The 19,255-nt window shown below is 71.2% G+C and carries 15 protein-coding genes; 7 read left to right on the top strand and 8 right to left on the bottom strand.

From position 1 onward, the window contains the following. Positions 1-175: 175 nt before the first annotated feature. The gene (locus AB0H88_RS31855) at positions 176-466 is read right to left on the bottom strand and encodes a DUF3017 domain-containing protein (protein WP_357650940.1); all 291 of its coding nucleotides are present in this window, start codon (positions 464-466) and stop codon (positions 176-178) included. 70 nt (positions 467-536) lie between these two features. Next, the gene (locus tag AB0H88_RS31850; RefSeq protein WP_357650938.1) at positions 537-1,658 is read right to left on the bottom strand and encodes a citrate/2-methylcitrate synthase; all 1,122 of its coding nucleotides are present in this window, start codon (positions 1,656-1,658) and stop codon (positions 537-539) included. Between the two features lie 181 nt (positions 1,659-1,839). Here AB0H88_RS31850 and AB0H88_RS31845 point away from each other — a divergent pair, with 181 nt between their 5' ends. Next, positions 1,840-2,490, top strand: coding sequence for an FHA domain-containing protein (locus AB0H88_RS31845; protein WP_219531308.1), 651 nt, complete (start codon positions 1,840-1,842; stop codon positions 2,488-2,490). Between the two features lie 91 nt (positions 2,491-2,581). On the opposite strand, the gene AB0H88_RS31840 is transcribed toward AB0H88_RS31845, so the two are convergent. Continuing rightward, positions 2,582-3,682 (bottom strand): anhydro-N-acetylmuramic acid kinase, encoded by a 1,101-nt coding sequence (locus AB0H88_RS31840; protein ID WP_357650935.1) that lies wholly within the window; start codon positions 3,680-3,682, stop codon positions 2,582-2,584. 27 nt (positions 3,683-3,709) lie between these two features. Next, a complete protein-coding gene (locus AB0H88_RS31835; RefSeq protein WP_357650933.1) occupies positions 3,710-5,239 on the bottom strand; it encodes a family 10 glycosylhydrolase in 1,530 nt (509 codons plus the stop codon). Positions 5,240-5,356: 117 nt separating this feature from the next. On the opposite strand from AB0H88_RS31835, the gene AB0H88_RS31830 reads away from it, so the two are divergent. The 3 genes from AB0H88_RS31830 to AB0H88_RS31820 all read left to right on the top strand — a co-directional run bounded on the left by AB0H88_RS31830 (position 5,357) and on the right by AB0H88_RS31820 (position 9,449). Next, on the top strand, positions 5,357-6,760 hold the full coding sequence (locus AB0H88_RS31830) for a glycoside hydrolase family 3 N-terminal domain-containing protein (RefSeq protein WP_357650931.1): 1,404 nt from the start codon (positions 5,357-5,359) through the stop codon (positions 6,758-6,760). Between the two features lie 37 nt (positions 6,761-6,797). After that, the gene (locus AB0H88_RS31825; RefSeq protein WP_357650929.1) at positions 6,798-7,655 is read left to right on the top strand and encodes a MurR/RpiR family transcriptional regulator; all 858 of its coding nucleotides are present in this window, start codon (positions 6,798-6,800) and stop codon (positions 7,653-7,655) included. A gap of 135 nt (positions 7,656-7,790) precedes the next feature. Continuing rightward, positions 7,791-9,449 (top strand): thiamine pyrophosphate-dependent enzyme, encoded by a 1,659-nt coding sequence (locus AB0H88_RS31820; protein ID WP_357650927.1) that lies wholly within the window; start codon positions 7,791-7,793, stop codon positions 9,447-9,449. A gap of 25 nt (positions 9,450-9,474) precedes the next feature. Here the strand turns inward: AB0H88_RS31820 and AB0H88_RS31815 are convergent, their stop codons facing one another. Further along, positions 9,475-10,320, bottom strand: coding sequence for a bifunctional methylenetetrahydrofolate dehydrogenase/methenyltetrahydrofolate cyclohydrolase (locus AB0H88_RS31815; protein ID WP_357650925.1), 846 nt, complete (start codon positions 10,318-10,320; stop codon positions 9,475-9,477). A gap of 110 nt (positions 10,321-10,430) precedes the next feature. Between AB0H88_RS31815 and AB0H88_RS31810 the strand changes: the two genes are divergently transcribed. The 3 genes from AB0H88_RS31810 to AB0H88_RS31800 are packed head-to-tail and all read left to right on the top strand — an operon-like array spanning position 10,431 to position 16,680. Then, the gene (locus AB0H88_RS31810) at positions 10,431-14,807 is read left to right on the top strand and encodes a glycoside hydrolase family 38 C-terminal domain-containing protein (RefSeq protein ID WP_357650923.1); all 4,377 of its coding nucleotides are present in this window, start codon (positions 10,431-10,433) and stop codon (positions 14,805-14,807) included. Then, positions 14,804-15,754 carry a hypothetical protein gene (locus AB0H88_RS31805; RefSeq protein ID WP_357650921.1) on the top strand — a complete coding sequence of 317 codons (951 nt, stop codon included), beginning with the start codon at positions 14,804-14,806 and terminating at the stop codon, positions 15,752-15,754. Before AB0H88_RS31810 ends, AB0H88_RS31805 begins: the two co-directional genes overlap by 4 nt. Continuing rightward, positions 15,754-16,680 (top strand): ROK family protein, encoded by a 927-nt coding sequence (locus tag AB0H88_RS31800; RefSeq protein ID WP_357650919.1) that lies wholly within the window; start codon positions 15,754-15,756, stop codon positions 16,678-16,680. Before AB0H88_RS31805 ends, AB0H88_RS31800 begins: the two co-directional genes overlap by 1 nt. 44 nt (positions 16,681-16,724) lie before the next feature. Here the strand turns inward: AB0H88_RS31800 and AB0H88_RS31795 are convergent, their stop codons facing one another. The 3 genes from AB0H88_RS31795 to purN form a co-directional block, all read right to left on the bottom strand. Next, a complete protein-coding gene (locus AB0H88_RS31795; protein ID WP_357650917.1) occupies positions 16,725-16,871 on the bottom strand; it encodes a hypothetical protein in 147 nt (48 codons plus the stop codon). A gap of 174 nt (positions 16,872-17,045) precedes the next feature. Next, entirely contained in the window at positions 17,046-18,587 is a 1,542-nt protein-coding gene (gene purH, locus AB0H88_RS31790; protein ID WP_357650915.1) for a bifunctional phosphoribosylaminoimidazolecarboxamide formyltransferase/IMP cyclohydrolase, read from the bottom strand. Continuing rightward, positions 18,584-19,252 carry a phosphoribosylglycinamide formyltransferase gene (purN, locus tag AB0H88_RS31785; RefSeq protein ID WP_357650913.1) on the bottom strand — a complete coding sequence of 223 codons (669 nt, stop codon included), beginning with the start codon at positions 19,250-19,252 and terminating at the stop codon, positions 18,584-18,586. The genes purH and purN overlap by 4 nt, the downstream gene beginning before the upstream one ends. Between the last annotated feature and the right edge of the window lie 3 nt (positions 19,253-19,255).

The following is a 19,255-nucleotide window of genomic DNA, read 5'->3' as shown; positions in this document are numbered from 1 at the left end:
ACTCTTACCAGGGACTCTTACCCATCTGATCAACTCCGTCACGCTCTGTGAGGGCCAAGAGATGTTCTAGAGAAACGGAAAGGGCCGCCCGAAGGCGGCCCTCCACGCGCGGAAAACGATCAGCCCGTCCGAACTCCTCGGCCGCGCCTCGTCCTTCAATGTTGGGACGGCCCGGTCACCGGGCCAAAAGGGACATGATCATTCCCTTGAGCTCGTCGTTCGCCAAGATCAGCGAGGTAAGGACGAGCACGAATCCGAACACCCCGAGCGTGATGACGTCCGTCCTCTTGCTGCGTACGGCGAGCCCGCCGTACCCGGCGAAACGGAGCGCGGCGGCCACCATGACGGCGGCGCCCAGCACGAACCCGCCCCACCGCGGGTCCACGAGGAAGATCAGCGCAACGCCGACGACCGCACCCGCCAGAACCAGCGGGTACGGCCCCCAACTCTCTCCAGAACGACTCAACGTGCCTGCTTACGGTCGCATTCGCTGCGGACCTCAGTTGGCATCGTGCCTCGCTCTCTCCGGTCCAGGCTCATCGCTCCTCGATCGGCTTCCATTTCTGGTCGCGCTCACCGATGTACTCACTGTCGGGGCGGATCAGTCTGTTGTCGGCATGCTGCTCGATCACGTGCGCCGTCCATCCGGACATGCGGCTGATCGAGAAGACCGGCGTGAACAGGTCCGTCGGAATGCCGAGATAGTGATAGACCGATGCCGCGTAGAAGTCGACATTGGGATAGAGGCCCCTCATCTCGAAGACGACCTCCTCCATCTCCTTGGACATCCGATAATAGGTGTCGTCGCCGGTGGATTCGGCGAGTTCCTGCGACATCCTGCGCAGGTGCGTGGCCCGCGGGTCCTCGGTCTTGTAGACGCGGTGGCCGAAGCCCATGATCTTCTCGCCGGCGGCCAGCTTCTCGCGTACGGCCTGTGCCACCCCGGTGGGCGAGATCGATTCGAGGGTCTTCATGACCTGCTCGTTCGCGCCGCCGTGCAGCGGGCCCTTGAGCGTCCCGATGGCGGCGACGATGGCCGAGTGCATGTCCGACAGGGTCGCGGCGCAGACGCGGGCGGCGAACGTCGAGGCGTTCATGGTGTGGTCGGCGTGCAGCACCAGGCAGGTGTCGAAGAGCTCGACCTCGCGCTGGGCCGGAACGCGTCCGGTGACCTGCAGCAGGAAGTTCGCCGCGATGCTCATCGCGGCGTCGGGCTCCAGGGCCTCGGCGCCGTTGCGGGCGGCGTGGTAGCGGGCGACCAGCAGGGGCTGCTGCGCGGTCAGGCGGGCGGCCTTGCGCAGGTTCGCGTCGGGGGCGGTGGAGTCCTTGTCCGGATCGTCCGCACCGGAGAGGGAGACGAGGGAGCGCAGGGCCTCCATCGGATTCTGCTTCTCGGCGATCTCCGGGATGTTCGCGGAGACGAGCGCGCCGAGCTCGCGGCCCCGCACCAGCTCATCGCCGTACCTGTCCAACTCGTCCCGGTTGGGAAGCTTGCCGCACTGCAGCAGGTGAGCGGTCTCTTCGAACGTCGCGCGGCCGGCCAGATCGTGGATGTCGTATCCGCGATAGAAGAGACGACCGGCCTTCCCGTCAATGTCGCTGAGCGCTGTCGACGCGGCTACGACATCGGCCAGGCCTTTCGTGGGCTTGTCCGCCATGAGTGTTTCCTCCGCTTATCTCCGCCCGAAGTCTACCCGTGAGCAGGCAAAACCGGCCGCGAAGGTCCAGACCAATTTCACGCTGGATTCTCCTTATGGCAAAGGCGATTCCGCATCCCCTCGTTTGGGTAAGCCGGAGCTGTAGTAATAGTTACGGCGGGCTACCTGGGGAGGAACTGCCGTGGAGGGGCCGTTCATACGCATCGAGGACACCGGCGAGGTGGTCCCGTTGCGCCCCGAGATCACAACGGTAGGGAGGGGCCGGGGCGCGGACATCCGGCTGACCGACCCGAGTGTGTCTCGACTCCATGCCGAGTTCGTCAGGCGAGGACCCTACCTGTACGTCGTTGATCTGGGCCTGTCCCGCAACGGCACACGGGTGAACGGCAGGCCGATCGCCCGGAGGGTGCTTGACGACGGCGACGTCGTCTCCTTCGGCGCGGCGCGCGGTCGCATCGGCGGAGTCCCCCGAGAGGACTTCACCCCCGAGGTCGAACTGCGCAGGGCCGCTGCGCCCGAGCTGACCAGGCGCGAGGTCGATGTGCTGACCTCGCTCTGCAGGCCGGCGCTGTCGGATGAGGCGTTCGTCGCCCCGGCGACCGCACGTGAGATCGCCGACGACCTGGTCGTGACCGAAGCCGCGGTCAAGCAACACCTGCTGCGGCTGTACCAGAAGTTCCGGATTCCCGAGGGCACCAACCGGCGCACGCGGCTGGCCAACGAGGTCGTCGCGCTGGGCCTGGTGCGCCCGACCCCCGTGGTGCCACCACAGCGGTCGGGGACGTCGGCCGAGCAACAGCAGCCGACGGCGGCCGGGCGCAGGGCTTCATAGGTGCGGAAACGCTACCTGTGGCGGGCCGCTGAACGCGGCCCACTAGAGGTGCGGACCCCGCTACCTGTGGCGGGCCGCTGAGCGGGGCCCACTAGAGGAAACGGATCGCGACCGGCGCCACGGCGAGGGGTTCCGGCAGCGCGAGCGGACCGGAGCCAGGCGTCACCGTGCCCAGGACGCGCGCCCCTGAGGCGCCCGTGCAACTGGGCACGGTCGACGGCAGACCGTGCGCGGTGAGCCAGCCGAACAACGAGAAGGCGATCGCCTCCTTCGCGTCGGCGGGCACACCGAGCTCGTCGCTGGCCACGAGTCGGGTCCCCGGCACGCGTGCGCGCAGCATGCCCATGAGTGTGGGATTGCGCACACCGCCCCCGGAGACGATCACGGTGTCGAGCCCGTGCCGCCGGATCTCGGCCGCCACGGTCTCCGCGGTGAGCGCGGTCAGCGTGGCGACGAGGTCGGCCCGCGGGAGGTCCGCCTTGACGTACCCCGGTGTGAAGAGCTCTTTACCGGTGGACTTCGGCGGCTCCTTCGCGTAGTACGGCTCGGCCAGCAGCCGCGCCAGCAGCGCCGCGTCGACCGTCCCGGCCGCGCCGAGCACCCCGTCCTTGTCGTACGGAGGCGCGGCGGCGTCGATGAGCGCGCACGCGGGGCCGGTGTCGTAGGCGATGGCCGGCTCCCGCACGGTCAGGTTGGCGATCCCGCCCAGGTTCAACGCCCCGGTACGCCCCGGTAGCCCGGCCATGAGCAGCAGGTCGAGGTAGGAGACGAGCGGTGCCCCCTGCCCGCCCGCGGCCACGTCGCGTACCCGCACGTCCGACACCACGGGCAGGCCGGTGCGCTCGGCGATCCAGGCGGGCTGGCCCAGCTGCAAGGTGCCGAGCACCCGGCCGCCCTCCACCCAGTGGAAGAGCGTCTGCCCGTGGGAGCAGATCAGGTCGGCCGCCGGCCCCTCCGCCGCCGCCTCGGCGAACGCCTGGCCGATGAGCGTGTCCAGGGCGCAGACCTCGCCCAGGTCGATCCTGTTGGGCGGCAGCGCGGCCACGATGCGGGCTCTCAGGCCGGGGTCGTACGGCCGCTCGCCGGCGTGGACCAGCGTGCCGGTCAGCACACCGCCGTCGAGAGACCAGTCCACGACCGCACTGTCTATCCCGTCGTGGGACGTGCCCGAGATGAGGCCGAGAACCCGCATCGCACTCCTTCTTCGTGAAGATCCCTGCTATAGGACCCGGAAGCCGTTACTCGGCTTGCTGGTCCGGTTGGCCCGGTCGACGGCGACCACGTAGTAGTGATCCCCGCGCTTGCCCTCCGGATCCACCCAGTGCACCTGCCGGTCGCCCGGCAGCACCGCGACCAGGTTCCGGGCGTCGGCGAAGGCGCCGGCCGCGGCCTTGCCGGGGAACCGGAAGATGGCGAACTGGAAGGGTTCGTGCCGATCTGTGGCGACCGCGCGTACCTCCACCCCGCCGTGTTTCCGCAGCGCGTAGGCCAGCACCGGCCGGTGCGGCGCCTCGCCACCCGCCAACCTGGTCAGCACCGGGGCCAGGGCGGGCCGGGTGTAGTGGTCGTTCACGGCCGTGCTGATCGAGCCGATCCGGTCGGCCCGCAGGTCGTTGGCGTTGTACCAGATGTCACCGCTGACCGGTGAATTGTCCCGGTTGAGGGTGAGGTGCTTGGACAGCTCGGCCGGGTTCTGCCATTCGGGCGCGGTCTGGGCGGGGTCGCCCGCCTTGTAGGCGGCCTGGCCGATCCAGAGCAGCGTGCCGGTGCCGTTCGCCACGTCGGACCACCACGGGACGAGCTTGGCGTAGTCGGCCGGCGGCTGCCCGATGTACCAGTAGAGCTGGGGCGCGATGTAGTCGAGCCAGCCCTTCTTCACCCAGCCCCTGGTGTCGGCGTGCAGGCCGTCGTAGGATTGCCCGCCGCTGGTGTCGGAGCCGAGCGGGTCGCTGGCCTTGTTGCGCCAGATGCCCGACGGGCTGATGCCCCAGGCGATCTCCGGCTTGACCGCGCGCACGCGCTGCTGCATCTCCGAGACCATGAGGTCGACGTTGTTGCGCCGCCAGGTGGCCAGGTCCGGGAAGCCGGCTCCGTACTGGGCGAAGGCGGCGCTGTCGTCGAAGGCGGTGGTGTTCGCCGGGTAGAAGTAGTCGTCGAAGTGCAGGCCGTCGATGTCGTACCGAGTGACCGCGTCCATGATCGCGTCCTGGCAGAACTTCCGCACCTCGGGCATGCCGGGGTTGTAGTAGAGCTTGCCGCCGAACGGCAGGATCCAGTCGGGGTGCTTGCGTCCCGGGTGGTCGGGGTGCAGCTTGGCCGGGTCGGCCTGCATCGAGACCCGGTACGGGTTGAACCAGGCGTGGAAGGCCAGCCCGCGCTTGTGCGTCTCCTCGACGATGAAGCCCAGCGGGTCGTAGCCGGGGTCCTGCCCCTGGGTGCCGGTCAGCCATTGCGACCACGGTTCGAACGGCGACGGCCAGAACGCGTCGGCGGTCGGCCTGATCTGCACGAAGACGGAGTTCAGCTTGCGCTGCACGGCCAGGTCCAGCCAGGCGAGGTATTCGGCCTTCTGCTGCTCGACGGTCAGCCCGGTCTTGGAGGGCCAGTTGATGTTGACCACGGAGGCGATCCACATGCCGCGCATCTGACGCAACGGCGGGACGTAGTCTGCGGCGAAGGCGGGGAGCGGTACGACGGAGGCGGCAGCGGCGAGGGCGAGGCCCTTCAGTAACGTCCTTCGGCTGGGCATGGGGGGTTTGGCCTCTCGGAAGTGGTTGTGTCGAGGGCGACGATGACAGAAAATTACCTTCAATTCAACAATCGTGAAGGAAAATGCCGTATGTCCCCTGACCTGTACCGACTAGCGATGACAGTGCTCCAGCCAGGCTATGAAGGCACGTCGGCTCCCGACTGGTTGCTCAGGGCGCTCGGCGAAGGACTCGGCGGCCTGGTGCTGTTCGCCCGTAACAACCCCGGGCAGCAGCTCGTCCAGCGATTCCGCGCCGAGAACCCGGGCGCCGTCGTCGCGATCGACGAGGAGGGCGGGGCGGTCACCCGCCTGGAGGTCACGTCCGGCAGTTCCTTCCCGGGCAACCGGGCGCTCGGCGTGGTGGACGACGTGGCCTTGACGGAGCGCGTAGGCCGCCAGATCGGCCGGATGCTCGCCGAAGCGGACATCACCCTCAATTACGCGCCGTCCGCCGACGTCAACGCCAACCCCGCCAACCCGGTGATCGGTGTCCGTTCGTTCGGCCCGACCGCCGACCTGGTCTCCCGCCACACGGTGGCCTACGTCAACGGGGTGCAGGGCGCCGGGGTCGCCGCCTGCGCCAAGCACTTCCCCGGCCACGGTGACACGGTCACGGACTCGCACCTGGCGCTGCCGACCGTGCACGCCTCGCGCGAACTGATCGACGAGCGCGACCTGCCGCCGTTCAGAGCCGCGATCTCGGCCGGGGTGCGCTCGGTCATGTCGGGCCACCTGCTCGTCCCCGCCCTCGACCCGTCGATGCCCGCGACGCTCAGCCGTACCGTCATGACCGAGCTCCTCAGGGGCGAGCTCGGCTTCGACGGGATGCTGGTCACCGACGCGATCGAGATGCGGGCGGTGGCCGCGATGTTCGACCCGGGAGAGATCGCGGTCCGCGCGCTCGGCGCGGGCGTCGACGCCATCTGCGTGGGCCTGTCGACCGAGCGGAGCCTGCACGACATCCGCGACGCCATCGTGGCCGCCGTCCAGTCGGGCGCGCTCCCGGAGGAGCGCCTGGCCGAGGCGGCCGCCCGGGTCCTCGCCCTGTCCGACTGGTACGCCCGGCAGGCGGCGCTGCGCGACAAGGCCCGCGCCGACGTCGACGAGGGCGCGGGCCTGGAGGCCGCCAGAGCCGCGCTGACCGTGACGGGGTCTGCCACCTTGACCAGGCCGCCGCTGGTCGTGGAGGTCAACACGCGCTTCAACAAGGCGGTGGACCCCTCGACACCGACCGGCATCACGGCGGCGCTCAGCGCTCTGCTGCCGGGCACCACGCGGATCCAGATGGAGCCGGAGGGCGAGCTACCGCCGTTCGACGATCGGCCGGTCGTCCTCGTGGTGCACGACGCCGCCCGCCATCCGTGGGTGCGGGAGACGGTGGCGCGGGCCGTACAGGTGCGGCCGGAGGTGATCATCGTGGACACCGGCATCCCCGGCGCGCCCGACGGCGCCGCGCACCTGGTCACGCACGGCATCTCGCGCGTCTCGGCGCAGGCGGCCGCCGAATGGCTGACCCGGTGACCGGGCGCCTCCGCCTATCGACGGGCTGGGCGGGCGGATGAACGAGCCGGCCAACCCCGTGGCCGCCGTCCGTGCGGTGCTGCCGTCGCTGACGCCGGCCGCGCAGGCCATCGCGCGCATCATCCTCGCCGACCCCGGTGTGGTCGTCCGGAGCACGATCACCGAGTTCAGCGGGGTGTCCGGGACGAGCGAGGCGACGATCGTACGCACTGCCAGGGCGCTCGGCTTCGCCGGTTACTCGCAGATGCGCTTCGCCCTGGCCGCCGCCGTGGCCAAGGAGCCGGAGCGGCTGGTGCCCGGTGACCTCGGCCCCGACGACCCGCTCACCGACGTCATCGCCAAGGTGGCGCGGGCCGAGTCGGAGGCGCTGGCCGACACGGCGGCGCAACTCGACCCCGAGCCGCTCGGGGAGGTCGTCACGGCCATCGCCGGGGCCCGGCGGGTGGACGTGTACGGCGTGGCGGCCTCCGGGCTCGTGGCGGCCGACATGTCCCAGAAGCTGTTGCGGATCGGCCTGTCCAGCCACCCGTTCAGCGACGCGCACCTTGCGCTGACCAGCGCGGCCCTGCTGCGGGCGGGCGACGTGGTGGTGGCGATCAGTTGCGGTGGCGAGACGCCGGACGTGCTGGACCCGGCCCGCACGGCCGCGGAGGCGGGGGCGTTGGTGGTCGCGATCACCAACAATCCGCGGTCGTCGCTGGCCGGGCTGGCCGACTACACGCTGGTGTCGGCGGGGCGGGAGACCGCGTTCCGGCCCGGTGCGCTGGCCAGCCGGATCAGCCAGCTCCTGATCGTCGACTGCATCTTCGTCGGGCTGGCCCAGCGCACGTACGACACGGCCGACGCCGCGATCCGCGCCACGAAGGAGGCCACGGACCGCTATCGGCGCCGATAGGTTCCCCAGGCGGTCCACCAGGGAAAACGGGCGATCGTGCTATCGTCGTCACCCACAGTGATCATGGGCGTCGAGCAGGCAGCCGGGCACTGTGCGACACACGGCGGGCGGACTCAGGCGGGCACGGTGAGCGCGGTGAGCACGGTTCGAGAGGCCACGTTCGAGGTGCTCCGGCGGTTCGGGCTGACCACGATCTTCGGTAATCCGGGCTCGACCGAGGTCGCGCTGCTGACCGGGCTGCCCGACGACCTGCCGTTCGTGCTGGCTCTGCACGAAGGGTCGGTGGTCGGCATGGCCACCGGATGGGCGATCGGGCACGGGGCGCCGGCGCTGGCCGTGCTGCACACCGCGGCGGGCCTGGGCAACGCGGTCGGCGCGATCGCGACCGCGCGGGCCAACCGGGTGCCGTTGGTGATCCTGGTCGGGCAGCAGGATCGCCGTCATCTGGCGTTGGAGCCTTTCTTGACCGGGCGGCTGGCGGGGCTGGCCGGGGACTATCCGGTATGGGTCGACCAACCGGTGCGGGCGCAGGACGTGCCGGGTGCCGTGGCACGGGCTTACCACGAGGCGGTCACGTTCCGGGGGCCCGCGCTGGTGGTGGTGCCGTTGGACGACTGGGCGGCGCCGTTCGAGGACGAGACGATCGCGGCGCCGACGCGGCTGCTGCGGCCTGCCGCCGTGTCGGACGAGTCGCTCGCGCCCCTGGCCGCACTGCTGTCCGAGGCCCGCTCCCCGGCGATCGTCGCAGGCGCCGGGGTGAGCGTGGGCATGGGTGTGGTCGGCTCGGGGTCGTCCGGTGAGAGCGTTGCCTTCGCGGGCTCAGGTGCTCGGGAGGCCGGCTGGGTGGCGGTGGTGGCGCTTGCCGAGCGGCTGGGGTGTCCGGTCTGGCAGGAGTCGTTCGGTGCCATGGCGGGCTTTCCGCAGGATCATCCGCAGTACGCCGGGGTGCTGCCCGCCGATCGCATGCGGCTGCGCACCGCGCTGGCCGCGCACGACGTGGTGCTCGCTGTGGGGGCCCCGGTTTTCCGTCAGTACCCGTTCGACACCGGTCCGCTGGTGGAGCCCGGTACCACTGTCGCTCTCGTCACCGACGACCCGGCCGAGGCGCACCGCAGTCCGGCCGATCTGGCCTATCTCGCCGCCCCGGCCGCCGTCTGCGAGCGGCTGGCCGTACTCGTGCCTGCCAGGCCCGCGCCGCTACGGCCCGCGCCCAGCAAACCCGAGCTGCCCCCGGAAGGGGAGGTGTTGCGGGCCGCGTACGTCCTGGACCAGCTCGCCAGGCGGTTGCCCGCCGATGCGGTGCTCGTCGAGGAGACGCCGTCGTCGCGTCCGGACCTGCACCGGCTGGTTCCGGCCCGTAACCCGCTCGGTTTCGTGTCGGCCGCCATGGGCGGACTGGGGTTCGGGGTGCCCGCGGCGGTCGGCCTGCGCATGTCGCTGCCCGACCGGCCGGTGGTCGCGGTGGTGGGCGACGGCTCGGCGCTGTACGGGGTGCACGCGCTGTGGAGCGCGGCGCACTACCGGGTGGGCGCGTTGTTCGTGGTGCTCGCCAACGGCCGGTACGCGATCATGGACCGGTTGGCCGACAAGGCGGGTGGCAAGGCGCCGTGGCCCGCGTTCACCGAGGTCAGCATGGGCGGGATGGCCCGGTCGCTGGGCTGCGCGGCCAGGCGGGTGGACACGGCCGAGGAGCTCGCGGCGGTGCTCGACGAGGTGGTGCCCACGCTCGTGGACCGCGAGGAGCCCCTGCTGCTCGAGGTGACCGTCGCCGTGGACCCCGACTTCCAGCCGTAAGAGGAACGCCCGGCCTGCGGTGAGGTCAGGCGCGTTCGGCTGCCTCGACCACGTTGGAGAGCAGGAGGGCGCGGGTCATCGGGCCGACGCCGCCGGGGTTGGGGGTCAGGAAGCCCGCCACCTCCGCCACCTCGGCGGCCACGTCACCGGCGATCTTGCCGTCCACCCGCGAGACGCCCACGTCGAGCACGGCCGCGCCCGGCTTGACCATGGCCGGGGTGATGAGGCCGGGCACCCCGGCGGCGGCCACCACGATGTCGGCGTGGCGGACGTGCGCGGCCAGGTCGCGGGTGCCGGTGTGGCAGAGGGTCACCGTGGCGTTCTCGCTGCGCCGGGTCAGCAGCAGGCCGAGCGATCGGCCCACCGTGATGCCGCGCCCGACCACGGCCACCTCGGCGCCCTTGATCGGCACGCCGTACTCCTGGAGGAGCAGCACGATGCCGTGCGGCGTGCAGGGCAGCGGCGCGTCGACCATATGGACAAGGCGGCCCAGGTTGATCGGGTGCAGGCCGTCGGCGTCCTTGGCCGGGTCCATGCGCTCCAGCAGCGCCATCGTGTCGAGGTGGCGGGGCAGCGGGAGCTGGACGATGTAGCCGGTGCACTCCGGCGAGGCGTTGAGCTCGTCGATGGCCGCCTCGACCTCGGCCTGGGTGGCGTCCGCCGGGAGGTCCACGCGGATGGAGGCGATGCCGACCTCGGCGCAGTCGCGGTGTTTGCCCGCCACATAGATCTGGCTGCCGGGGTCGTCGCCGACCAGCACGGTGCCCAGACCGGGGGTGATGCCACGCTCTCTGAGCGCGGCCACCCGCGTCGCGAGGTCGGCCTTGATCTTGGCTGCGGTCGCCTTGCCGTCGAGTTTCACTGCGCTCATGTCTGGCCATCCTTCCACGAGTTCGCTGGGACCGGCGATGACATCGTTGTCATGGATCTTGGAAGAGCATATGGTGACGTCACCGCCTATGTGCCCACTAAGGAGTCGTCTTGCCTGCTCACTTGCTGTCAGCGGAGTCGACCGATCTGTTCGTCGGCTCGGAAGAGCGGCCGTACCAGGTGCTCAAGGTCACGCTGGAGTTGGATGGGCAGGAGACGCCGCTCGACGTCCGTGGTCCCGGAGTGTCCTGCGCGGCTCCCGTGAGCGTGCCGCCGGGGGTGGGGCCGCGCACCGTCGAGGTGCCGCTGGAGGTCACCGTGCCGTACGGGACCGTGGTGCCCTGCACCGTCACCTTCGGCGACGCGTCGCTCGACGTCGAGGTCACGGCCGAGGAGCCGGGCTGGACGATGTACATGGTGTCGCACTTCCATTACGACCCGGTCTGGTGGAACACGCAGGCCGCCTACACCAGCCCCTGGGAGCTGCTCTCGGTCGACGCAACGACCCGGCCGCTGTGGGAGCACAACGCGTTCGCGCTGGTCGAGGCGCATATCGAGCTGGCGTTGCGCGATCCTGACTACCGGTTCGTCCTGGCCGAGGTCGACTATCTCAAGCCGTTCTTCGACACCCACCCCGAGCGCCGGGCCGACCTGCGCGCGCTGCTCGACGAGGGCCGGGTGGAGCTTCTCGGCGGGACGTACAACGAGCCGAACACGAACCTGACCGGCGCCGAGAGCACCATCCGCAACATCGTGTACGGCATCGGCTACCAGCGTGACATCCTCGGCGGCGATCCGCGTACGGCCTGGCAGCTCGACGTGTTCGGGCACGACCCGCAGTTCCCCGGCTACCTGGCGGCGGCCGGGCTGACCGGCAGCGCGTGGGCCCGGGGGCCCTTCCACCAGTGGGGCCCGATCAGCAAGAACTTCAAGGAGGCCAAGAATGACGCCTCCCTGATGCAGTTCCCGAGCGAGTTCGAGTGGATCTCGCCGTCGGGACAGGGCGTGCTGACGCACTACATGCCCGCCCACTACTCGGCGGGCTGGTGGATGGACTCCTCGCCGTCGCTGGAGGAGGCGACGCGGGCGACGTACGAGCTCTACCGCTCGCTGAAGCCGGTGGCCGCGACCCGGAACATCCTGCTGCCCGTCGGCACCGACTACACCCCGCCGAACAAGTGGGTGACCGACATCCACCGGACCTGGGCGGCCCGTTATGTCTGGCCCCGGTTCGTCTGCGGCACGCCGCGGGACTTCCTCGACGCGGTGCGTGGGGAAATATCCGCATTTAGTCCGCAGACCCGTGACATGAACCCCATCTACACCGGCAAAGACGTCTCGTACATCGACACCAAGCAGGCCCAGCGCGCGGCCGAGGTGGCGGCGCTCGACGCCGAGCGGCTGTCGGCGTTCGCGTCGCTGCTGGGGCTGGGCGGCTATCCGCACACCGCGCTGGACAAGGTGTGGAGGCAGCTGGCGTACGGCGCGCACCACGACGGGATCACCGGCTCCGAGTCGGACCAGGTCTACATCGACCTGCTGACGGGCTGGCGCGAGGCGCACGACCTGGCCGCCGACGCCCGGGACCGCGCGCTGGACGCGCTGCTCGGCCAGATCTCGCTCGACGGCCGCAGCGTCGTGGTCACCAACACACTGCCGTTCGCACGTGACGGCCTGGTGCGGGTACGGCTCGCGCCGGGTGAGCGGGTGGCGGGCGAGCTTCCGGAGGGCGAGCTTCCGGAGGGCGAGGTGCCGGCGGGCGAGGTGCCGGCGGGCGAGGTGCCGGCGATTGAGGTTCCGGCGATCGAGGAGGACGGCACGCTGGTCTTCCTCGCCAAGGACGTGCCGTCGATGGGCTGGCGGACGTACCGGATCGTCGAGGGGGCGGCCGACACCTGGCAGCCGCTGCCCGGGACCACCTCGATCTCGAACGACCGGTGGCGCGTCGTCGCCGATCCGGCGCGGGGCGGCGGCCTGGAGTCGGTGTTCGACCGCGCCTCGGGCCGCGAGCTGCTGTCGGGGCTCGGGAACGAGCTGCGGCTGTACGACGAATACCCCACACACCCCGACATGGGCGAAGGACCGTGGCACCTGCTGCCGACCGGCCACGCCACCGGCTCAGGCGAGACCGCCGCGCTGGCGGTACACGCCTCACGGAGCCCCCTCGGACAGCGCCTGACCATCACCGGCCAGGTGGGCGAGGTGTCCTACGAGCAGATCGTCACGCTATGGACGGGCTCGGACCGGGTCGAGTTCACCACCCGCGTGCTCGACTACACCGGCGCCGACCGGCTGCTCCGGGTCCGCTTCCCGGCGCGGGTGGCGGGCGCGCTGCCGGTCTCCGACGTCGCGGGCGCCGTGGTGGGGCGCGGGTTCGCGCAGCCCGAGGTCGACACCGCCGAACACCCGTGGACGCTCGACAACCCGGCCAACACCTGGTTCGGGCTGTCCGCCACGGCCAGGGTGGACCTGGGCGAGGCGGGCGCGCGGGCGCTGGGGGTCGCCGAGGTGGTGGTGCCCACTCTGGAGGACGCGCCCGGGGCCCGTTCGCTGGTGGTGGCACTGGCCCGCGCGGGCGTGACCGCCACGACCTCGTCCGCCTCCGGGTCCCGGTACGGCTGGCTGGACGTCGACTCGAACCTGCCGGACGTACGCATCATCCTGGGCGGCCCGGACGCCAACCCGCTGGCCGCCGAGCTCCTCTCCCGCAGCGACCCGGCCTTCCTCGACGCGCTCAAGTCGGGGGCGCCGCTGGTCTGGGTGCCCGCCGAACGGCCGCTGGCCGAGGTGTGGCAGCCCAGCGCCGACCTGCGTGACGTACGCGCGCTGCCCGCGCTCATCGTCGCCGGGCCGGTGGAGGCGCTGGTCGCGGATCTGGCGGACGCCGTGATCTCCGCCGTCTGCCCGGTGGGCGAGGAGGTGCTGGAGTCTCGGACGGTGGCGCTGCTCACGTATGGGTTGCCGGGGTTCGCGGTGGATTCCGCCGGGGCGTTGCATCTGTCGCTCATGCGGTCCTGTACCGGGTGGCCGTCGGGGGTCTGGCTGGATCCGCCTCGGCGTACCGGGCCTGATGGGGCGGGGTTCCAGGTGCAGCACTGGACGCACGAGTTCTCGTACGCGCTGGCCGGCGGGGACGGCGACTGGCGGGCGTTGCGCCTGCCGGCAGCGGGACAGGAGTTCATCACGCCGATGCTGGCGCGGGAGGTCGCACCGGCCGCCGACGGCACGTTGCCCCAGGTGCACTCGCTCCTGCGGGTGGAGCCCGCCCGGGACGTCCTGCTCGGCACCATCAAGGCCACCGGCAACCCACACGCCCACGGCCTGTCCTCCACTGGCGGGGATGACGGCGTCACGATTCGGCTCGTGGAGTCGACCGGGCTCGGTTCGCGGGCCGTGATCGAGTCGCCGGTCCTGGACCTCGACGGCCTCATCAGCGCCGACCTGCTGGAACGGCCCGGCGACCCGGTGACCACGCTCGACCTGGTCGGGGCCGAGGTCGCCACCTACCTCGCCCCCGCCCCGCCGCGGCCCGCGCGCCCCGACCTGGGCGCCACGGCCGAGCAGGCCCAGCCGGTCTACAGCCGCTACTGGCTGCACAACAAGGGGCCCGCGCCACTCGGCTACCTCCCGGTGTCGATCGCCGTCACGCCCGGTCTCCTCACGCCCGACCGCATCGCGGCCTCGCAGGGGGCGGCCTCGCAGGGGGCGGTCTCGCAGGCGGCCTCGCACGGAGCGGTCTCGCAGGGGGCGGCCTCGCAGGGGGCGGTCTCGCAGGGGGCGGTCTCGCAGGCGGCCTCGCACGGAGCGGTCTCGCAGGGGGCGGCCTCGCAGGGGGCGGTCGAGGTGGAGGTCGTGGTGTCGTCCCACCTCGTCGACGCGCCGCACGAGGGCGTGGTGGACATCCGCGTCCCGGACGGCTGGAGCGCCACGCCCGCCCAGCGCGCCTTCCGCCTCGAACCCGGCGGCCACCTCCGTTTCCCCGTCACCGTCACACCCGCTCCCGGCCAGGGCCTGTACTTCGTCTCGGCCCGCACCTCGGTGGGCGGCCAGCTGGTGGAGGACGTCGCCACCGTGGCGCTGGGCGAGGTGCCCGAACTGCCCGTCGAGGGCGCCGTCCCGAAGATGAGGGACGCGTTCAACGGGACCCAGGCCACCGATGGCCGCGCGACCGGCCTCTCCGTCACCGCCCTCACGGAGTCACTCTCCCTGCGCCCCGACGACCGCACGTCTCTCGTCGTACGGCTGGCGAACACCACCTCGGACGAGATCCACGGCGAGTCCCAGCTCGCGGCCCCATGGGGCTCGTGGGAGCTCCTGCCCACGGTCATCCAGGGCTTCACCGTGGCACCGGGCGAGGCTGTGGACGTGTCGTTCCCCGTGGAGGTGCCGTACGACATGGCGGCCGGGCACTTCTGGGCACTGGCCAAGGTCATGTGGTACGGCCGCTGCCAGTACGCCCCCGCCGTCCGCCTGGAGGTAGTCCGATGAACCACACTCTCACCGATACGGCGGGCGGTCCTGTACGGGAACGACCTGCGGCCACCGCGCCCGGCGGTCCCGCGCGGGAACGGCCCACCGCGACCGGGGCAGGTGTTCCCGTACGAGAACGGCCCACCGCGACCGGGGCGGCCACCGCGCCTGGCATCGGCGCGGTGATCGGCTGGGTCGGCGGGCGGCCGATCTCCCGTGAGCCGCTGGACCGGCGGATCCGCGAGCTGCGCGAGAGCCCGCTCAGCGCGGCGCTGCCTGTGCCGGGCAGCTCCGAGGACCGGCAGCTGGCCAGGTGGCTGACGCAGGTGATCCTCACCGAGGCGCTGTGCGAGGACGAGGCCGCGGCTCGCGGGCTGTCACCGGTGGAGGTCGGGCGGCTCGACCCGCTGGCCGCCGTGGAGCTGGGGTCGATCAACGCCTCCGCGTACAACGGGAGCCCGTGGGTGCGCGCGCTGTTCGAGCACCTGACGGCCACTGTCGAGGTGCCGCCGGAGTGGCGGTCGCCGGTAACGGCGCAGTGGACGGCGCAGAGCGCGGCACAGGCGACAGCGCAGGGGACGGCGCAGGGAGTGGCCTGGCATGTCGTACGCCATCGGGTGTTCGCCGACCGTGCCGAGGCGGCCGCTGCCACGGCCGACGATCTGGAACCGCTGGGGCCGGTGACGCTGGGCTCCCTGCCCGCGGCGATCGCCGGCGCCATCCCGCGCCGCCCGTACGGGATGCTCGTCGGTCCGGTCGAGGACGCCCTGGGCTGGCACGTCGCGGTGGCCCACCCGGCGCCTACCCCGTCCCCCTCCCCCGGTGCGGTCTCGCAGCGGGAAGCCGCGCGGCGCCGGATGTTCGCGCGGTGGCTCGACGAGTCGCGGGCCGCCAAGGTCGAACTCGTGCCCGGACTGGAACATCCTGGCGATCCCCGCCAGCCCGACAACCACCACAAACACTGATGGCCTGCGTACTCGCCATCGACATCGGGGGAACCAAGCTCGCCGCCGCGCTGGTGGACGAGACGGGTTCCATGCTGCGTTCCGCGACCCGGCCCACGCCGCGGACGGAGGTCATGGTCGCTCTGGCGGCTCTGATCGAGGAGGTGACCGGGGGCGGCCCGGCGCCGGAGGCGGTCGGGATCGGCTGCGCCGGGCCGCTGGACCTGGCCGCCGGGACCGTCAGCCCCGTCAACATGCCCAGCTGGCGCGGCTTCCCGCTGCGTGACGAGGTCAGCGCGCTGACCGGCCTGCCGACCATGCTGGCGGGTGACGCGCAGTGCATGGCGCTCGGGGAGCACTGGCTGGGCGCGGGGCGCGGGAGTTCTTCGCTGCTCGGGATCGTGGTGTCCACCGGGATCGGCGGCGGGCTGGTGATCGACGGCGTCCCGCTCCTGGGCCCCAACGGAAACGCCGGACATGTCGGTCACATGACCATCGACCCGTACGGCGAGCGCTGCGAATGCGGCGGGCGCGGCTGCGTCGAGCACTACTCCAGCGGCCCGAACCTGGCCCGCTGGGCGCTGGCCAACGGCTGGACCCCAGGCCGCCCTGACGGGCTGGACGGCGCGGCAGACGCGCGAGCGCTGGCTCGGGACGCGGCAGGTGGGGATCCCGTGGCGGTGGCGGCGTTCGAACGGGGTGCCAGGGCACTCGCCGGCATGATCGCCTCGACCGCGGCCGCGGTCGAGCTCACCAAGGTGGTCATCGGCGGCGGCGTCTCAGCGGCGGGACCGGTCCTGTTCGACCCGTTGGCGCGGGCGCTGGACGACGTGGCCGGGCTGGCGTTCGTCCGAGCGGTGAAGGTGGAGCCGACCACTCTGGGGGTACGGGCCGGACTCGCCGGGGCCGCGAAGCTCGCCTGGAGCCAAGCCCGTACAGTCGCCTGAGATGTTCAGGTACGGCCGCCTGAGATGTTCAGGCGGCCGGTGGGCTACTCGCGCTCGGCGGTCTGGGCCGCGGCGCGCCGCTCGATGATGCGGCGGGTGAACGGGATGACCTCCACGACGCGCGAGCCGAGGTAGGCGCCGAGGAAGGCGAGCACTACCAGCATGACCGGGCTGGTGGCGAACCCGTTCATGGTCACGAAGGCAGACAGAACCGAATCGAGCGGCGCCATAAGGAGTACTCCCGGAGAACGGACGAGCGACAAGGCCCACAGCGTAACCGGACATTACTTATGCTTGTGCGCAAAAGGGCGGCTTCGTACCGCCCTTTTACCCAAGGCCGCGAGTGGGAGTGGCGCGTTGAACCGTCAGTGGAAGAAGTGGCGCGTCCCCGTGAAGTAAAGCGCCACGCCCGCCTTCTCCGCCGCCTCGATGGCCAGCTGGTCGCGGACGGATCCGCCGGGCTCCACGACGGCCTTGACGCCCGCCTCGATCAGCACCTCCAGCCCGTCAGGGAACGGGAAGAACGCGTCCGAGGCCGCCACCGACCCCTTGGCCCGCGCGTCGGCGCGGCTCACCGCCAGGCGGCATGAGTCGACCCGGTTGACCTGCCCCATCCCGACACCCACGGTCGCCCCACCGGACGCCAGCAGGATGGCGTTGGACTTGACCGAGCGGCAGGCCCGCCACGCGAACGCCAGGTCGGCCAGCATGGCTTCGGAGACCGGCTCGCCCGCCTTGAGCTGCCAGTGCTCCGGCGCGTCACCGGGCGCGTCGACCCGGTCGGTCCGCTGGACGAGCAGGCCGCCGTCGATCCGGCGGAACTCGGCGGGGTTGGCCGGACCCGAGGGACAGATCAGCAGGCGGACGTTCTTCTTCTGCGTCAGTACGGCCAGCGCCTCGGGCTCGTAGGACGGCGCGACGACGACCTCGGTGAACACCTCGGCGATCTGCCGGGCCAGCTCGGCCGTGACGGCCCCGTTGACCGCGATGACGCCCCCATAGGCCGAGACCGGGTCACAGGCGTGCGCCTTGCGGTGCGCGTCGGCGACGTCGGGGCCGATGGCGATGCCACACGGGTTCTGGTGCTTGATGATCGCGACGCAGGGCTCGGCGAAGTCCCAGGCCGCCCGCCAGGCCGCGTCGGCGTCGAGATAGTTGTTGTACGACATCTCCTTGCCGTGCACCTGCTCGGCGTTGGCCAGGCCGTCGAGGCCGCCGGTGTAGAGGGCGGCGGACTGGTGCGGGTTCTCCCCGTAGCGCAGGGTGGACTTGCGCTTCCAGGTGGCGCCCATGAACGAGGGCCAGCCCTCGTCCACCCGGTAGGCGTTGGCGAACCAGGATGCCACGGCCACGTCGTAGGAGGCCGTGTGGGCGTAGGCGATGCCCGCCAGCCGCTTGCGTTCGGTCAGCGTGAAGCCGCCCTCGCCGAGCGCGCCCACCACGTCGCCGTAGAAGCGCGGGTCGACCACGACGGCGCAGGTGCTGTGGTTCTTGGCGGCGCCGCGGATCATCGCGGGCCCGCCGATGTCGATCTGCTCGACGCACTCCTCGTCGGACGCGCCGGAGGCCACCGTCTGCTCGAACGGATAGAGGTTGACCACCACCAGCTGGAACGGGTCGATCTCCAGCTCGTCGAGCTGGGCCACGTGGTGCGGCTTGGTGAGGTCGGCCAGCAGCCCGGCGTGTACGCGCGGGTGGAGCGTCTTGACCCGGCCGTCGAGGCATTCGGGGAACCCGGTCAGCTGCTCGACCTTGGTGACGGGGATGCCGTAGGAGGCGATGGCGGCGGCGGTGCCGCCCGTTGACACGATCTCCACCCCCGCGCCGTCGAGAGCCCTGGCCAGCTCCTCCAGCCCGGACTTGTCGTACACCGCGATCAGCGCGCGCCGGATGGCGATGCGAGTCACTTCGATTCCCCTTCTGGTTGGTTACCAAGGCGGACGGTCTGTCCGCTGACCCCTGGCTGGTTACCGATGCGGACGGTCCGTCCGCTGACCGTCCAGCCCTCACGGACCATCCGGCCGACGATCTCGACGAGCAGGCGGCGCTCGACGGTCTTGATGCGCTCGTGCAGGACCTCCTCGTCGTCGCCCGGCAGTACGGTCACAGCCTCCTGGGCGACGATCGGCCCGCTGTCGACGCCGGAGTCGGCCAGCATGACCGTGCAGCCCGTCACCTTGACCCCGTGGGCGAGCGCGTCACGCACCCCGTGCGCACCCGGGAAGGAGGGCAGCAGCGCGGGATGGGTGTTGAGCACCGGGAACGCGTCGAGCGTCGGGGCGCCAATGATCTTCATGAAGCCCGCCGACACCACCAGGTCGGGCTCGTAGGAGGCGATCCGATCCGCGAGCGCGATATTCCATTCCGACCGCTTCTCGTAATCACCCAGTTTTTCGACGAAAGTAGGAACGTCAGCCCGCGATGCCCGAGCCAGTCCCTCGATGCCGTCTCTGTCCGCACCAACGGCCACCACACGGGCGCCGTAGGACGGGTCGGCCGAAGCGTCCAGTAGGGCCTGTAGGTTTGTTCCAGAGCCGGAGACGAGGACGACGAGCCGCCCAGCCTTTGACACGCG

Origin of the sequence: Nonomuraea sp. NPDC050680, from assembly GCF_040654555.1 — a bacterium.
Taxonomy (GTDB): Bacteria; Actinomycetota; Actinomycetes; order Streptosporangiales; family Streptosporangiaceae; genus Nonomuraea.
The sequence above is the reverse complement of the archived record's forward strand: the minus strand, read 5'-3'. Positions and strand labels throughout refer to the sequence as shown.

What these genes read in the sequence shown, in the direction of transcription:
- AB0H88_RS31815 (WP_357650925.1), bottom strand. Translation starts at nt 10,320, where the DNA reads ATGAGCGCAGTGAAACTCGACGGCAAGGCGACCGCAGCCAAGATCAAG.
- AB0H88_RS31795 (WP_357650917.1), bottom strand. Translation starts at nt 16,871, where the DNA reads ATGAACGGGTTCGCCACCAGCCCGGTCATGCTGGTAGTGCTCGCCTTC.
- AB0H88_RS31825 (WP_357650929.1), top strand. Translation starts at nt 6,798, where the DNA reads ATGAACGAGCCGGCCAACCCCGTGGCCGCCGTCCGTGCGGTGCTGCCG.
- AB0H88_RS31800 (WP_357650919.1), top strand. Translation starts at nt 15,754, where the DNA reads ATGGCCTGCGTACTCGCCATCGACATCGGGGGAACCAAGCTCGCCGCC.
- AB0H88_RS31805 (WP_357650921.1), top strand. Translation starts at nt 14,804, where the DNA reads ATGAACCACACTCTCACCGATACGGCGGGCGGTCCTGTACGGGAACGA.
- AB0H88_RS31835 (WP_357650933.1), bottom strand. Translation starts at nt 5,239, where the DNA reads ATGCCCAGCCGAAGGACGTTACTGAAGGGCCTCGCCCTCGCCGCTGCC.
- AB0H88_RS31850 (WP_357650938.1), bottom strand. Translation starts at nt 1,658, where the DNA reads ATGGCGGACAAGCCCACGAAAGGCCTGGCCGATGTCGTAGCCGCGTCG.
- AB0H88_RS31840 (WP_357650935.1), bottom strand. Translation starts at nt 3,682, where the DNA reads ATGCGGGTTCTCGGCCTCATCTCGGGCACGTCCCACGACGGGATAGAC.
- AB0H88_RS31830 (WP_357650931.1), top strand. Translation starts at nt 5,357, where the DNA reads ATGACAGTGCTCCAGCCAGGCTATGAAGGCACGTCGGCTCCCGACTGG.